We start from the raw sequence: 13,706 nt of genomic DNA, 5'->3' as shown, positions 1-13,706 counted from the left end.
GCCCATGCTGTCAGCCCCGCTGGTCATCGGCGTCTCGTTTGCCTATCTGCTGCTGCTGTTCGCCGTGGCGCACTGGGCCGACGTACGCGCCACGCAAGGCCGTTCGGTCATCACCAGCCCCTGGGTCTATGCGTTGTCGCTCGCGGTGTATTGCACCGCCTGGACCTACTTTGGCAGCGTGGGCCGAGCGGCAACCTCCGGCGTGTGGTTCCTGCCCACCTACCTCGGCCCCATGCTCGCGATGCTGCTGGCCTGGATGGTGGTGCGCAAGATGATCCGCATCGCCAAGACCTGGCGCATCACCTCCATCGCCGACTTCATCGCCAGCCGATACGGCAAGAGCCAGTTGCTGGCCGGCCTGGTGACGATGATCACCGTGGTCGGCATCGTCCCCTACATCGCGCTGCAGCTCAAGGCGATTGCCAGCGGGTACGCGGTGCTCACCTCGCCGCTGGGGCAGGCCACCACGCAGAACGTGGCCTGGTGGAACGACAGCACGCTCTATGTGGCCATAGCCCTGGCAGGCTTCACCATCGTCTTCGGTGCGCGGCACCTCGACAGCACCGAGCGGCACGAAGGCATGGTTGCGGCGATCGCCTTCGAATCGGTGGTCAAGCTCGTGGCCTTCCTCGCGGTTGGTCTTTTCGTGACCTTTGGTCTCTTCGGCAGTCCTGCCGCCTTGTTTGGCCAGGCCGAGGCACTCGATGAGCTAAGCCGGCTGCTGCGCTTCGACCAGGCCCAACCCTTCGCCTACGCGCAATGGCTGGGCCACACGCTGCTGGCCATGCTCTCGGTGATTTTCCTGCCCCGGCAGTTCCAGATGATGGTGGTGGAAAACGTGGACGAACGCCATTTGCGGCGCGCGGTCTGGACGTTTCCGCTGTACCTGCTGCTCATCAACCTGTTCGTGCTGCCCATCGCGTTGGGGGGCTTGCTGCACTTCGGCCCAGGCCAGATGAACCCCGAGACCTTTGTGCTTTCGCTGCCGCTGTCGCAAGGGCATCATGCGCTCGCGCTGTTCGCCTTCGTGGGCGGACTCTCTGCCGCCACCGGCATGGTCATCGTGGAGGCCATTGCGGTTTCCACCATGGTCTGCAACGACCTGGTCATGCCGCTGCTGCTGCGCATGCGACGATTCGGCGCGCGGGCCAGCGGCGATCTCACCGCGCTGCTGCTCACGATCCGGCGCCTGGCCATTCTGGGCATCCTGTTGCTGGGCTACCTGTATTTCCACCTGGCGGGCGAGGCGTACGCGCTGGTGAGCATCGGGCTCATCAGCTTCGCCGCTGTGGCCCAGTTCGCGCCGGCCATGCTGGGCGGCATGTACTGGAAAGGCGGCACGCGGGGCGGTGCCCTCACCGGGCTGTTGCTGGGCTTTGGCTTCTGGGCCTACACGCTCATGCTGCCGTCGCTGGCCAAGTCGGGCTGGCTACCGGGCGACTTTCTTCAGCATGGACTCTGGGGTGCGGCCTGGCTTCAGCCAGAGGCCTTCCTGGGCCTGGCCGGGCTGGACAACATCACGCATTCTTTGTTCTGGAGCCTGCTGGCCAACCTGGTGGGCTACGTGGGGGTGTCGCTGTGGCGCCCGCCCAGCGCGCGCGAGACCAGCCAGGCCCTGCTGTTCGTGGACGTGTTCCACCGGGCCTCGGGATTGCGGCCGGTGTTCTGGCAGGGCAAGGCGCAGGTATCGGCCCTGCTTCCCCTGGCGGGCCGTTTCCTGGGGGTGGACGTGGCCGAGCGCCTGTTCAGCAACTACGCTCGGCGCGTTGGCGTTGAGCGCATCGACCAGATACCCGCTGATGCGCGGTTGGTGCATTTCGTGGAGACCCAGCTGGCTGGCGCAATCGGCAGTGCCTCGGCACGTGTCATGGTGGCTTCCGTGGTGGAAGAAGAGGCGCTGGATCTGGACGACGTGATGCGCATCCTGGACGAGGCCTCCCAGCTGCGGGCCTATTCGCATGCCCTGGAGGACAAGTCGCGCTCCCTCGAACGGGCCACTGCCGACCTGCGCCAGGCCAACGAACAGTTGAAAAGCCTGGACCGGCTCAAGGACGACTTCATGTCCTCCGTGACCCACGAATTGCGCACACCTTTGACCTCGATCAGGGCGTTGGCCGAGCTGATGCGTGACGATGAACATATGGAGACCGCGCAGCGACAACAATTCGTGGGCATCATCGTGGGCGAGACCGAGCGGCTGAGCCGCCTCGTCAACCAGGTGCTGGACATGGCCAAGATCGAATCCGGACACGCGGAGTGGCACACCACGACGCTGGACCTGCGTGAGCTGCTGGAGCAAGCCGCGCGCACCATGACCGAGACCTGCCGTGAGCAAGGCATTGCCCTGGAGCTCGATCTGCCCGAGCGCGTGCGCCCGATTCAGGCGGACGCAGACCGTCTGACCCAGGTCGTGCTCAACCTGCTCTCCAATGCCACGAAATACGCGCCGCGTGGCTCCGGGCGTGTGGTGCTGAGCCTGAAGGAAGACGAGGATGGTGTGGAGGTGGAAGTGCGTGACAATGGCCCGGGCATTGCGCTGGACCAGCAGGCCATGGTGTTCGACAAGTTCCGGCAGGTGAGCGGCGACGCCCATTACCGGCCCGGCGGCACCGGCCTCGGACTGCCCATCAGTCGCCAGATCGTGACGCATTTCGGCGGGCGCATGTGGTTGCGCTCCACGCCGGGTGAGGGCGCGGTGTTCGGTTTTTCGCTACCGCGCCGATTGCCCGTAACCGAAAACGCGCCTGGAGAGACAACATGAGCACCAAGATCCTGATCGCCGACGACGAGCCCAACATCCTGATCTCGCTTGAATTTCTCATGAAGCGTGAGGGCTACGAGGTGGTGCTTGCGCGCGACGGCCAGGAGGCCATCGACGCCATTGAGCGCGAGCGGCCGGCCCTGGTGCTGCTGGACGTGATGATGCCGGTGAAGACCGGGTTCGACGTCTGTCACGAAGTGCGCAACAGCGAATCACTGCGCGACACGCTGATCGTGATGCTGACCGCGAAGGGGCGCGACACCGATGTGGCCAAAGGCCTGGCCCTCGGCGCCAACGCCTACATGACCAAGCCCTTTTCCACCCGCGAGCTGGTGCAGAAGGTCAAGGAAATGCTGGAGCCTGCGCCATGAGTCGCGCGGCGGTGGACCGTCGCCTGCCTCTGGGCGTGGTGGCCTTGGTGCTGATGGTGGCGCTCTGGCTGACGTTCACCCTGTTCGTGGCCTGGTCCTCCCTGAGCCCGGCGCTGCGCCTGCAGATGGCGCCTTTGCTCGGGCGAGCCCTGGACGCCACCGGTCCGGCGCTGGCCCTGATGGGGGTGGTGTGGTTCCTGGTGAGCGCCGGGGTGGTGCGAGCGCTGTTGCGCCATTTCGCCTCGCCGGCCGCCAGGCTGGCGGAAGAGGGCAGGCTGCTGCTGAACACCGAGGTGGAACGCGCCCTGGCACAGGAAGGCAGCGCCGAGAACCGGGCGCTGGCCGAGGTCATCGGGCAGCTTGCTGCCCAGCGCACGCGGCTTCGAAAGGACATGGCTGCGCGCGTGGCCGAAGCCAGCCAGGGCATCGAGCGCGAGCGCAGCCGGTTGGCCGCACTCATGTCGGAGCTCACGCAGAGCGTGGTGGTCTGCAACCTCGATGGCCGCATCCTGCTCTACAACCAGCGCGCCCGCATGCAGTTCAGGGCCCTGTCCATGGCTCCCGGCGTGGCAGGCGGCGCCGAACTCATCGGGCTGGGTCGATCCATCTACACCGTGTTCGACCGCAAGCTGGTGGCGCATGCGCTGGAGAACATCCAGCTGCGCATGCTGCGCGGCGCGGGTGAACCTTCCGCCCAGTTCGTCACCACAACGGCTGCCGGTCAGTTGCTGCGCGTGCAGATGGCGCCAGTACGCTCCGTGCAGGCGACGAACCTGCCGCAAACCGAGGACTCGGTGGCAGATCGCGCGGAACTTACCGGTTTCGTGCTGATGCTGGACAACATCACCCGCGAGTACGAAGTCGAATCGGCGCGCGACCAGGTGATGCACACCCTGACCGAGGGCAGTCGCTCGGCGCTGGCCAACATGCAGGCCGCGCTGGACGTGCTGGACTATCCCGACCTGGAGGCACCGGCGCGCGAGCGTTTCCAGCGCGTGATTCGAGAGGAGACGCGCTCGCTTGCCCAGCGCATTGCCTCGCTCGAAGCCGACGCGGCGCGCGCACACAAGACGCGCTGGCCGCTGGAGGACATGCTGGGCGCGGATCTGGTCGGTGCTGCCATGCGCCGCATCGAGACGGTCACCGGTTTATCGGCATCGGCACTGGACGTGGATGCTGCACTGTGGCTCAAGGTCGAGAGCTTCTCGCTGTTGCAGGCTTTGGTGTATCTCTCCGGCCGCCTGGCCGAAGAGTTCAGCGTGCGCTTTGTGCAGTTGCGCCTGTCACCCGCCCTGGGCAGCCCCGGCAAGGCGCAGCTGGACCTGATCTGGTCGGGCCAGGTCATGAGCACCGAGACCGTGATGAGCTGGGAAATGGACACCATGCGGGTGGGCGGCGAGGCCACGCGGCTGACCGTGCGCGATGTGGTCGAGCGCCACGCCGGCGCTTTCTGGTTCGAGCGAGAGCGCACGCGTCACCAGACCTTCTTTCGCTTCCTGCTGCCCATGGCCGATCCGCGCGAGCAGGTGGCGGCCAGCACCTTCGTGCGCAGCGAGAGCCGCCCCGAATACTACGATTTCGACCTCTTCAAGACCACCGAGCAAACGCGTTCGCTGGACGAGCGGCGCCTGGGCGACCTGGTCTACACGGTCTTCGACACCGAGACCACGGGCCTGGACCCGGCAAAGGACGAGATCATCCAGATCGGTGCGGCGCGCATCGTCAATGGCAAGCTGCTGCATCAGGAATGTTTCGAGCAACTGGTCGACCCGAGATGCGCGATTTCACCCGCCTCGATCCCGATCCACGGCATCACCCGCGACATGGTGGCCGGGCAGCCCACCATCGCGGAGGTGCTGCCCGCCTTCCACGCCTTCGCGCAGGACACCGTGCTGGTGGCGCACAACGCGGCGTTCGACATGCGCTTTCTCCAGCTCAAGGAGAAGGCCACCGGCGTGGTGTTCAGTCAGCCGGTGCTCGATACGCTGCTGCTCTCGGCCGTGATCCACCCGAACCAGGAGTCGCACCGGCTTGAAGCCATCGCAGAGCGTTTCAATGTCCCCGTCATCGGCCGCCACACGGCGATGGGCGACGCCATGGTCACGGCGGAGATCTTTCTCAAGCTGGTGCCGCTGCTCACCGAGCGTGGCATCGTCACACTGGGGCAAGCGCGAGAAGCGGCTCAGAGGAGCTACTACGCACGCCTGAAATACTGAGGGCTCTCAAGGCCTAGAACCTGCCGGCCTGAAATCGCTGGCCCAGCACGCTCTGGAGGGTCTGAACCACCGTGAACGCATCCTTGAGCTGAGTGCGTTCGAAATTGGATACTTCCTGTGGTTCGAGAAAGTTGTCAGGCGGCAGTCCTTGTTCCATCTGGCGCGCCTGGTGCTGAATGCGCATCGTGCCCATGAACTCGAACGCGTCGCGCAGATCGCGTGCACTCTGTTCGCTGATGGCGCCCCCTGCGGACGCACCCAGAAGGCGGTCGTGCGTGTTGACCGCCTGGTCTCCTCCGGCCAGCGCGTAGACCCGTGCCAGGTCCACGACCGGAACGATGCCGTTGTGCTTGAGATCAATGGTGCCCTTGTGTTCACCGCTGCGCTGAGCCGTCAGGCCCTTGAAGAATCCCAGCGCGGGTTGGTGCGAGAGCGCGTTGCCCACCATGTGGGCTAAAAATATGCTGTTGCCTTGCGTGCGTTTCAGGACACCGTCGCGCAGTCCATCCAGCAAGGCCGTACACCCATGGATCGCGCGCAGGTCGAAGAAGACGCAGGTCAGCATGAGCGCCTTCGGTTCGGGCTGGTCGGTCCAGCGAGCGAAATATTCAACCCAGTTTTGACGCGGTTGCCGCCATGCGTCGGTCTTCGCCATCATTTCTCCCGGGCAGTACACGTAGCCGCAAGCGTCGAGTCCGGCGCAGACGAACTCGGCGAGTGCCTTGAAGTACGCGCCATGCCGCAGCTCGTCAAACGCATCGTCGATCACCATGCAATTGTCCTGATCGGTTCTAGCTGTCTGTTCATTGCGAGCTTGCGAGCCTGCGGCAACCCACACGTAGTCCACCGGTGGCGGGCCCAACGCCAACTCGCCCAGCTGCAGAAGTCGAGCCGTGAGGGCATCGGTGATCGCCGTGATGACGTGCCCCGTGTTGTAGGCCGAGGCATCGGCTGCTGCCAGGACTTGCTGCAGTCTGCCCGTTCGGCTGCTGGCCTGTTTGAGCCCTTCCACCGTGCGTTGCTTGTAGATGTCTCCCGCCAGGTACACCGCAGAGGTGCTGTGCTGCTCTGTAAGGTCTGCAGCCGTGATCAGCCCCACGATACGGGTGCCATCCAGCACGGGGACATGGTGAATGTTGTGCCGTGCCATGAGCATCATGGCGTCAAAGGCCGGGCTGTTGATGTCGATGGTCATGGGCGCCAGGGTGGCAATGTCCGCAATCGGGCTTGCTGTATCCATGCCCGGCGCGACCACCCGATTGCGCAGGTCCCGATCGGTGACCAGGCCGAACAAGAGTCCCTGTTCGACGATGAGCACGGAGGAGACCCCTTGTTCGCTCATCAGAACCGCTGCATCACGGATGCTGGTTCCCGGCGACAGCGTCACCGGTGCGCGTCGAACCAGCATGCTCACCGGGGTGGACATCAGGCTCGTTTCAGCCTTGACGCCAGGAGGCTTGATCGGCGCAGCGCGCACGTCGGCAAGTGAAGCGTTCATGAGAATTGCCGAGGTGTGGGAAGGGTGAAGGAGTACTTTGGTGATCGTACAACGGCCCCTCCCAGGTTATCGAGGGTTTCCACTGACAGGGTTTGACCTGTGTCATGGAGAAGGGGGGGTGATTTGTAAGAAGTCGGTAAGGTATGAATCCAGAATGGCGCAACACCCTGTCAACCCACCTATGTTGCTGCTCCTCTCCGCCGCCAAACTCATCGCTGAAATCGCTTTGCTGGCTCTTCTGGGCCAGTGGGTTCTTGGACTTCTCGCAGGCCAACGGAAGGGGCAGAACATTTTCTACCAGATACTTGAACAGGTAGGCCGGCCATTCGTGCTGGCGGCACGACTGGTGACGCCAAGAAAAATCGTTCTCGAGCGCCACCTTCCCCTGGTGGCGTTTCTGCTTCTGGCTTTCTTCTGGCTGATCGTCACTGCCTTGCGGATTGGCCATTGCCTAAGGATCGGCGTGGAGCTGTGCAAATGATGAAATCGCTCAACAGCTGGTACCTGCGATTGCAGATTCGCGCCTTGCTCGTGTTCGGGCGAAGGGCGCAGGCCCTGGAGCGGGTGGAAGCGCTGATCCGGGATGTCGGAGAAGACCTGTATGCACTGGCAACGAAGGCCCATGTGCTCGCAGAAACGGGCGACAAGCCCGGTGCACTGCAGGTGCTGCAACGCCTGGTGGAGGTGGCCCCCGAGCAAGCTGCCGGCTGGTTCAACCTGGGCTATCTCAGCGAAGAACTCGGGCTGCTTGATCGTGCGGAGGCCGCGTTTCGACGCGCGACCGAGATCGAACCCAAGATGGACCGCGCCTGGTACGGGCTGGGGCTGTGCCTCATCCGCCAGAACCGCTTCGATGAAGCCGTGCCCGCGCTGCGCAAGAACACAGAACTGCAACCCATGAGCCCTTACGGCTGGTATCAGCTGGCCCGGGTTCATGTCGACCGGCAAGAGCCCGAGGAGGCGGTGAAGATCATTCACCACCTTCGCAGGTTCGAGCCAAAAGTGGCGGCACAGCTGGTGCGCGAGACGGGTCTGGGTCAAGCCCAGAGCTGAGGTTTCGCGCAGCCGTTTTGCTGCGGACAAAAGGGGTGTGTGGCGCCAGCCGCTCACCGAAAAACGCGGACCGGTTGCAGGCTGCCTGAGGGACAGGGCAGTGTTCGTGACGTGCCCGAGAGGGTCTTGTTGATGGAGGTCGATCGCATGGAACTGACTGACAAGCACCGCCGCTATTGGCGGAAAAACCTGAACATCACGGCCATATTGCTCGCAATCTGGTTTGTGGTGACGTTCGTCGTGAGCTACTTCGCCCGTGAGCTGAGCTTCAACTTTTTTGGTTGGCCGTTCAGTTTCTGGATGGGAGCCCAGGGCGCCCTGGTCGTGTACTGCGTGATCATTGGGTACTACGCCTGGTACATGAACAAACTCGACATCGAGCACGGTGTCGAAGAGACCGAGGAGTAACACCATGGCAGGTATGTTCGAAACAGGCTCCGGCGGCTCCGGCAACAAGGCCTTCAAGCAACAGCTCAACAAGGTGTACACGTGGTACACCGGTGGCTTCTTCTTCTTCGTGGTGGTCCTGGCCATCCTGGAGCAGTTGGGCCTCTCGCGCGAGTGGATCGGCTTCATCTTCCTGTTGGCCACCATCGGCCTCTACGCAGGTATCGGCATCATGAGCCGCACCACCGACGCGGCAGAGTACTACGTCGCGGGACGTCGCGTGCCGGCGGTTTACAACGGCATGGCGACCGGTGCGGACTGGATGTCAGCCGCATCGTTCATCGGCATGGCGGGTACGCTGTACCTCACGGGCTATGGCGGCCTGGCTTTCATCATGGGATGGACCGGCGGCTACTGCCTGGTGGCGCTTTTCCTCGCGCCTTATCTGCGCAAGTTCGGCCAGTTCACCATTCCCGACTTTCTGGGTGAGCGTTACGGTGGCAACCTGCCGCGCTTCATCGGCATCTTCGCCGCGATCCTGTGCTCGTTCACCTATGTGGTGGCGCAGATCTACGGCGTGGGCCTCATCACATCGCGCCTGACGGGTGTGGCGTTCGAGCTCGGCGTGTTTCTCGGCCTGGGCGGCATTCTGGTGTGCTCTTTCCTGGGCGGCATGCGCGCAGTGACCTGGACGCAGGTGGCCCAGTACATCATCCTGATCGTGGCCTACATGATTCCTGTGGTGTGGCTCTCGGTGAAGCAGACCAGCGTGCCCGTGCCGCAGGCCATTTATGGCCAACAGCTGCAGAAGGTGACGCAGGCCGAGGCAAAACTCATTGCCGATCCGAAGGAAATCGAAGTCCGCGACTTGTTCAAGCAGCGTTCTGCGGCCCTGGCCGAGAAGCTCAAGGACCCCGCCGCTTCGCTGGCAGCCGACAAGGCCGCCGCAGAAGCCAAGCTGGCCGAACTGCGTGCAGCCAATGCGCCCACCGCTGACATCAGCGCCGCCGAGAAGGTCCTCAGCAGTCTACCCAGCGATCCAGCCGCAGCAAAAGCAGCCTGGACGAAGGCCAAGTCCGCAGCGGACGCCAAGACCGCACCGCTCAACGGGATGCCGCGGCATGCGCAACAGTTTGCAGGCGACCCCAACGGGGATGAAAAAGCGAAGGCCACGTTCGACACGTCTCGCCGCAATTTCCTGGCACTCATCTTCTGCCTGATGATCGGCACAGCTGCGCTGCCTCACATCCTGATGCGCTATTACACGGTGCCCAGTGTGAAGGAAGCCAGGCAGTCGGTCACCTGGTCCTTGTTCTTCATCTTCCTGCTGTACTTCACGGCGCCGGCCCTGGCTGTGCTGGTGAAGTACGAGGTGCTGACCGTGCTCGTGGGCACGCCGTTCAACAACCTGCCGGAATGGATATCGGCGTGGAACCGGGTTGACCCAGGCCTGCTTTCGGTGACCGACATCAACAAGGACGGCCTGCTGCAGCTCAACGAGATGAGCATTGGCGGTGACATCATCGTGCTGGCTGCGCCCGCCATCGGGGGCCTGCCCTACGTGGTGTCGGGGTTGGTGGCTGCGGGCGGCCTGGCTGCTGCGCTTTCCACTGCCGACGGCCTGCTGCTGACGATCGCCAACGCGCTTTCGCACGACCTGTACTACAAGATGATCGACCCGAATGCTTCCACGGCTCGCCGCGTGACCATCTCCAAGGTCCTGCTGCTGGTGGTGGCCTTGTGCGCTGCCTATGTGGCTGCACAGAAACCGGCGGACATTCTGTTCCTGGTGTCGGCGGCGTTCTCGTTCGCGGCGGCGGCGTTCTTCCCGGCCCTGGTGCTCGGGATCTTCTGGAAACGCGCCACGGGTGTCGCTGCTTCGATCGGCATGGCCGCTGGCCTGGGCGTGACTTTCTACTACATGGTGACCACACAGCCTTGGCTGCGCGGCGTGTTTGGCGTGACGTCGCCGATCGAACTGTGGTGGGGCATTCAGCCGATCTCCGCTGGCCTGTTCGGCGTGCCGATCGGTTTTGCCATCATCATTCTCTTGAGCTTCGTCACCCCGGCCCCCAGCCGCAAGGTGCAGGAACTGGTGGAGCACGTGCGCTACCCCAGCCTGAGGGCTGCCTGAAAGCCAGGGTCAGGCACCACCTGACCCTGCCCAGCCCGACGCCATGGCGTCGGGCTGGGCCCCGGAACCCGGCCAGTTTTGCGACTGGCCGGGTTTTTTGCTAGAATCGCGGGCTTGCCTTGCTGCACCCCAACCGACGCTGGGGGCAGCTTTTATTCACAAGGAGAGTCCATGCGTCACTATGAAATCGTTTTGCTGATCCACCCGGATCAAAGCGAACAGGTTCCGGCCATGCTGGAACGCTACAAGGGCATGATCACCGCCGGCGGCGGCAAGATCCACCGCGTTGAAGACTGGGGCCGTCGCCAGATGGCCTATCAGATCAACAAGCTGTCCAAGGCCCACTACCTGTGCGTCAACATCGAGGCCGATCAGGCCGTGATGTCCGAACTCGAGCACGCCTTCAAGTTCAACGACGCCGTGCTGCGCCACCTCACCGTCCTGCGCAAGAAGGCCGACACCGGTCCTTCGGCCATGATGCGTTCGGTCGAGCGTGAGGAAGCCCGCAAGCTTCAACAGCCGACCGGCGGTCAGCAGCAGCACCAACCGCAGGAACAGGCCGCCGCATAGGCCCGCGGCGCGAAGTCGTCACCGGGTGAACCTTCTCCAGTTGTCCGCCGTGGTGGTGCAGGTGCAGAGCCTGCGCTACACCCCGGCAGGCATCCCGGCCGTGAATCTCGTGCTTGAACACGAGTCCAAGGTCGTCGAGATGGACGCTCCGAGAGACGTGAAGGTGCAACTGAAGGCCGTTGCCTTTGGTGCCCAGGCCGAGATCCTGTCCCGACAGGGACTGGATTCGGTTTGTGAATTTCACGGTTTCATGGCGAACGGGCGCAACGGCAAAGGCGTGGTGTTCCACATCCAGGATTTCAGCAAGATTTAGAAGGAAGGCCCATCATGGCTGCACCCAAGCGTTTCAACAAAGACAAGCGCCCCAAGCGCAACACCCAGTCGCTGCTCTTCAAGCGCAAGCGTTTCTGCCGCTTCACCGTGGCCAACGTCGAGGAAGTCGACTACAAGGACATCGACGTGCTGCGTGATTTCATCGCCGAAAACGGCAAGATCATCCCCGCGCGCCTGACCGGCACCCGCGCTTTCTACCAGCGCCAGGTCAACACCGCCATCAAGCGGGCCCGCTTCCTGGGCATGCTGCCCTACAGCGACCAGCACCGCGTCTGAAAGAGAGCCTGACATGCAAATCATCCTGCTCGACAAAGTTGTCAATCTCGGCGCCCTCGGCGATGTGGTGAAGGTCAAGGACGGCTATGCCCGCAACTTCCTGATCCCCTCGGGCCGTGCCCGCCGCGCTACCCAGAACGCCATCGCCGAATTCGAAGCCCGCCGTGCGGAACTCGAAAAAGTCGCTGCCGCCAAACATGCCGAAGCCCAGGCTCTGGGTGAGAAGCTGGCCGCCGTCACGCTCAAGCTGTCGCAAAAGGCCGGCGTGGACGGTCGCCTGTTCGGTTCCGTGACCAACCACGACGTGGCTGAAGAACTGAACAAGCAAGGCTTCAAGGTCGCCAAGTCCCAAGTGCGCATGCCCAGCGGTCCCCTGAAGAACGTGGGTGACTACACGGTCAACGTGAGCCTGCACACCGACGTGAACGTCGAGATCAACGTCTCGGTGCTCGGCGAAACCGCCTGATTCCACGCAGGTTCGCCTGCCAGGAGCCGCTGCCCCAGGGCAGCGGCTTTTTTTCTGCCCAGTCGCACTTGTCCCGGGTTTTTCACTCGATTCACACCGGATTTCCACAGGGTTGTCCACCCCCGATCGACGCCCCTGGGCGTACCATCGTTCTTTCGCTCCGAGCCTTCATGTCTGCCGTTTTTTCAAACCCCTTTCCTGACTTCGACGCCGATCACGGTGACGTCGGTGATCGCCAGATCGCGCAGTTGCGCGTGCCGCCGCACTCCATCGAGGCAGAGTCCAGCGTGCTGGGGGGTCTGTTGCTCGACAACGGCGCCTGGGATCGCGTGGCCGATCTGGTCAACGATTCCGACTTTTACCGCTACGAGCACCGCCTGACCTACTCGGCTATCGCCACACTGGTCAATGCCAGCAAGCCGGCCGACGTGGTGACCGTATTCGAGCACCTGCAGAACCTTGGCAAGGCCGAAGAGGCCGGTGGCCTGGCCTATCTCAATTCGTTGGCGCAGTACGTGCCCAGCGCGGCCAATATCCGCCGTTACGCCGAGATCGTGCGCGAGCGCGCGATCCTGCGCAAACTGGTGGCCGCCAGCGACGAGATCGCCACCGCTGCCTTCAACACGCAAGGCAAGGCGGTTGACAAGATCCTGGACGAGGCCGAGCAAAAGATCTTCAACATCGGGGAGGAAGGCTCCCGTATGAAGGAGGGCTTCCAGGGCATGGACAAGCTCGTGGTCGACCTGCTCGACCGGGTGCAGGAAATGGCCGACAACCCCAATGACATCACCGGTGTGCCCACCGGTTTTGTCGACCTCGACCGCATGACCTCGGGGCTTCAGGCGGGCGATCTGGTCGTGCTGGCCGCGCGACCGTCGATGGGCAAGACGGCGTTCGCCATCAACATCGCGGAACATGTGGCGCTCAACGAGGGCCTGCCGGTGGCGGTGTTTTCCATGGAAATGGGCGCCTCCCAGCTCGCCGTGCGTATCGTGGGCTCCATCGGCCGCATCAACCAGTCCCACCTGCGCAACGGCAAGCTGACCGACGACGAGTGGCCACGCCTGACGGAGGCCATCGAAAAACTGCGCAACGTGTCGCTGCACATCGACGAAACGCCCGGCCTGACCACCAGCGTGCTGCGTGCCAATGCACGCCGACTTTCGCGCCAGTGCGGCAAACTCGGCCTGATCGTGGTCGACTACCTTCAGCTCATGAGCGGCAGCGGCGGCGATGGCGACAACCGTGCCTCCGAGCTCGGCGAAATCTCGCGTGGACTCAAGATGCTGGCCAAGGAGCTGCAGTGTCCGGTGATCGCGCTCTCTCAGCTCAACCGCAGTGTGGAAACGCGAACTGACAAGCGGCCCATGATGAGCGACCTGCGTGAATCCGGTGCCATCGAGCAGGACGCCGACATCATCATGTTCATCTACCGCGACGAGTACTACACCAAGGACGCCTGCAAGGAGCCCGGTGTGGCAGAGATCATCATCGGCAAGCAGCGAAACGGCCCCACAGGTACCGTGAAGCTGGCGTTCCTGAACATGCTCACCCGTTTCGAGAGTCTGGCGGGTGGCGGCATGGGCGGCGGCAGCGACTATTGAGGCGGGGCGCCCATGAATCAACCCGACCGGGTTGATT

At 63.3% G+C, this 13,706-nt stretch carries 13 protein-coding genes; 12 read left to right on the top strand and 1 reads right to left on the bottom strand.

Annotation, left to right across the window (positions count from 1 at the left end; genetic code table 11):
- The first annotated feature begins 4 nt into the window (after window positions 1–4).
- From AB7F11_RS04260 to AB7F11_RS04250, 3 genes are read left to right on the top strand one after another with little or no spacing between them, the layout of a single operon-like run.
- The gene (locus AB7F11_RS04260) at window positions 5–2,761 is read left to right on the top strand and encodes an ATP-binding protein (protein ID WP_428288470.1); all 2,757 of its coding nucleotides are present in this window, start codon (window positions 5–7) and stop codon (window positions 2,759–2,761) included.
- Window positions 2,758–3,132, top strand: coding sequence for a response regulator transcription factor (locus AB7F11_RS04255; protein WP_428288469.1), 375 nt, complete (start codon window positions 2,758–2,760; stop codon window positions 3,130–3,132). Before AB7F11_RS04260 ends, AB7F11_RS04255 begins: the two co-directional genes overlap by 4 nt.
- The gene (locus AB7F11_RS04250) at window positions 3,129–5,348 is read left to right on the top strand and encodes an exonuclease domain-containing protein (RefSeq protein WP_428299857.1); all 2,220 of its coding nucleotides are present in this window, start codon (window positions 3,129–3,131) and stop codon (window positions 5,346–5,348) included. The genes AB7F11_RS04255 and AB7F11_RS04250 overlap by 4 nt, the downstream gene beginning before the upstream one ends.
- Window positions 5,349–5,361: 13 nt before the next feature.
- Here the strand turns inward: AB7F11_RS04250 and AB7F11_RS04245 are convergent, their stop codons facing one another.
- Window positions 5,362–6,846: a putative nucleotidyltransferase substrate binding domain-containing protein gene (locus AB7F11_RS04245; protein ID WP_428288467.1), complete on the bottom strand. Its 1,485-nt coding sequence runs from the start codon at window positions 6,844–6,846 to the stop codon at window positions 5,362–5,364.
- 181 nt (window positions 6,847–7,027) lie between these two features.
- On the opposite strand from AB7F11_RS04245, the gene AB7F11_RS04240 reads away from it, so the two are divergent.
- The 9 genes from AB7F11_RS04240 to dnaB all read left to right on the top strand — a co-directional run bounded on the left by AB7F11_RS04240 (window position 7,028) and on the right by dnaB (window position 13,669).
- Window positions 7,028–7,327: a hypothetical protein gene (locus AB7F11_RS04240; protein ID WP_428288466.1), complete on the top strand. Its 300-nt coding sequence runs from the start codon at window positions 7,028–7,030 to the stop codon at window positions 7,325–7,327.
- A complete protein-coding gene (locus tag AB7F11_RS04235) occupies window positions 7,324–7,899 on the top strand; it encodes a tetratricopeptide repeat protein (protein WP_428288465.1) in 576 nt (191 codons plus the stop codon). Before AB7F11_RS04240 ends, AB7F11_RS04235 begins: the two co-directional genes overlap by 4 nt.
- A 147-nt stretch (window positions 7,900–8,046) precedes the next feature.
- Complete coding sequence (locus tag AB7F11_RS04230; RefSeq protein ID WP_310313150.1) at window positions 8,047–8,307, top strand: DUF4212 domain-containing protein; 261 nt, start codon at window positions 8,047–8,049, stop codon at window positions 8,305–8,307.
- A gap of 4 nt (window positions 8,308–8,311) precedes the next feature.
- The gene (locus AB7F11_RS04225; RefSeq protein ID WP_428288464.1) at window positions 8,312–10,420 is read left to right on the top strand and encodes a sodium:solute symporter family protein; all 2,109 of its coding nucleotides are present in this window, start codon (window positions 8,312–8,314) and stop codon (window positions 10,418–10,420) included.
- A gap of 171 nt (window positions 10,421–10,591) precedes the next feature.
- Window positions 10,592–10,990: a 30S ribosomal protein S6 gene (gene rpsF / locus AB7F11_RS04220; RefSeq protein ID WP_428288463.1), complete on the top strand. Its 399-nt coding sequence runs from the start codon at window positions 10,592–10,594 to the stop codon at window positions 10,988–10,990.
- A 25-nt stretch (window positions 10,991–11,015) separates the two neighbouring features.
- Window positions 11,016–11,303 carry a primosomal replication protein N gene (gene priB, locus AB7F11_RS04215; RefSeq protein WP_428288462.1) on the top strand — a complete coding sequence of 96 codons (288 nt, stop codon included), beginning with the start codon at window positions 11,016–11,018 and terminating at the stop codon, window positions 11,301–11,303.
- 14 nt (window positions 11,304–11,317) lie between these two features.
- A complete protein-coding gene (rpsR, locus tag AB7F11_RS04210; protein WP_066270073.1) occupies window positions 11,318–11,599 on the top strand; it encodes a 30S ribosomal protein S18 in 282 nt (93 codons plus the stop codon).
- A 13-nt stretch (window positions 11,600–11,612) separates the two neighbouring features.
- On the top strand, window positions 11,613–12,065 hold the full coding sequence (rplI, locus tag AB7F11_RS04205; protein WP_428288461.1) for a 50S ribosomal protein L9: 453 nt from the start codon (window positions 11,613–11,615) through the stop codon (window positions 12,063–12,065).
- Window positions 12,066–12,235: 170 nt separating this feature from the next.
- Complete coding sequence (gene dnaB, locus AB7F11_RS04200; protein ID WP_428299856.1) at window positions 12,236–13,669, top strand: replicative DNA helicase; 1,434 nt, start codon at window positions 12,236–12,238, stop codon at window positions 13,667–13,669.
- The last annotated feature ends 37 nt before the right edge of the window (window positions 13,670–13,706 follow it).

It is taken from the genome of Hydrogenophaga sp., assembly GCF_050250835.1.
Classification (GTDB): Bacteria; Pseudomonadota; Gammaproteobacteria; order Burkholderiales; family Burkholderiaceae_C; genus Hydrogenophaga.
This window is presented reverse-complemented; position numbering and strand designations above follow the sequence as displayed.

Bases quoted from the DNA above. Each gene is read 5' to 3' on its own strand.
- AB7F11_RS04230 (WP_310313150.1), top strand. From the start codon at position 8,047: ATGGAACTGACTGACAAGCACCGCCGCTATTGGCGGAAAAACCTGAAC.
- AB7F11_RS04235 (WP_428288465.1), top strand. From the start codon at position 7,324: ATGATGAAATCGCTCAACAGCTGGTACCTGCGATTGCAGATTCGCGCC.
- AB7F11_RS04225 (WP_428288464.1), top strand. From the start codon at position 8,312: ATGGCAGGTATGTTCGAAACAGGCTCCGGCGGCTCCGGCAACAAGGCC.
- AB7F11_RS04255 (WP_428288469.1), top strand. From the start codon at position 2,758: ATGAGCACCAAGATCCTGATCGCCGACGACGAGCCCAACATCCTGATC.
- AB7F11_RS04245 (WP_428288467.1), bottom strand. From the start codon at position 6,846: ATGAACGCTTCACTTGCCGACGTGCGCGCTGCGCCGATCAAGCCTCCT.
- AB7F11_RS04240 (WP_428288466.1), top strand. From the start codon at position 7,028: ATGTTGCTGCTCCTCTCCGCCGCCAAACTCATCGCTGAAATCGCTTTG.
- dnaB (WP_428299856.1), top strand. From the start codon at position 12,236: ATGTCTGCCGTTTTTTCAAACCCCTTTCCTGACTTCGACGCCGATCAC.
- rpsR (WP_066270073.1), top strand. From the start codon at position 11,318: ATGGCTGCACCCAAGCGTTTCAACAAAGACAAGCGCCCCAAGCGCAAC.
- rpsF (WP_428288463.1), top strand. From the start codon at position 10,592: ATGCGTCACTATGAAATCGTTTTGCTGATCCACCCGGATCAAAGCGAA.
- AB7F11_RS04260 (WP_428288470.1), top strand. From the start codon at position 5: ATGCTGTCAGCCCCGCTGGTCATCGGCGTCTCGTTTGCCTATCTGCTG.
- AB7F11_RS04250 (WP_428299857.1), top strand. From the start codon at position 3,129: ATGAGTCGCGCGGCGGTGGACCGTCGCCTGCCTCTGGGCGTGGTGGCC.
- rplI (WP_428288461.1), top strand. From the start codon at position 11,613: ATGCAAATCATCCTGCTCGACAAAGTTGTCAATCTCGGCGCCCTCGGC.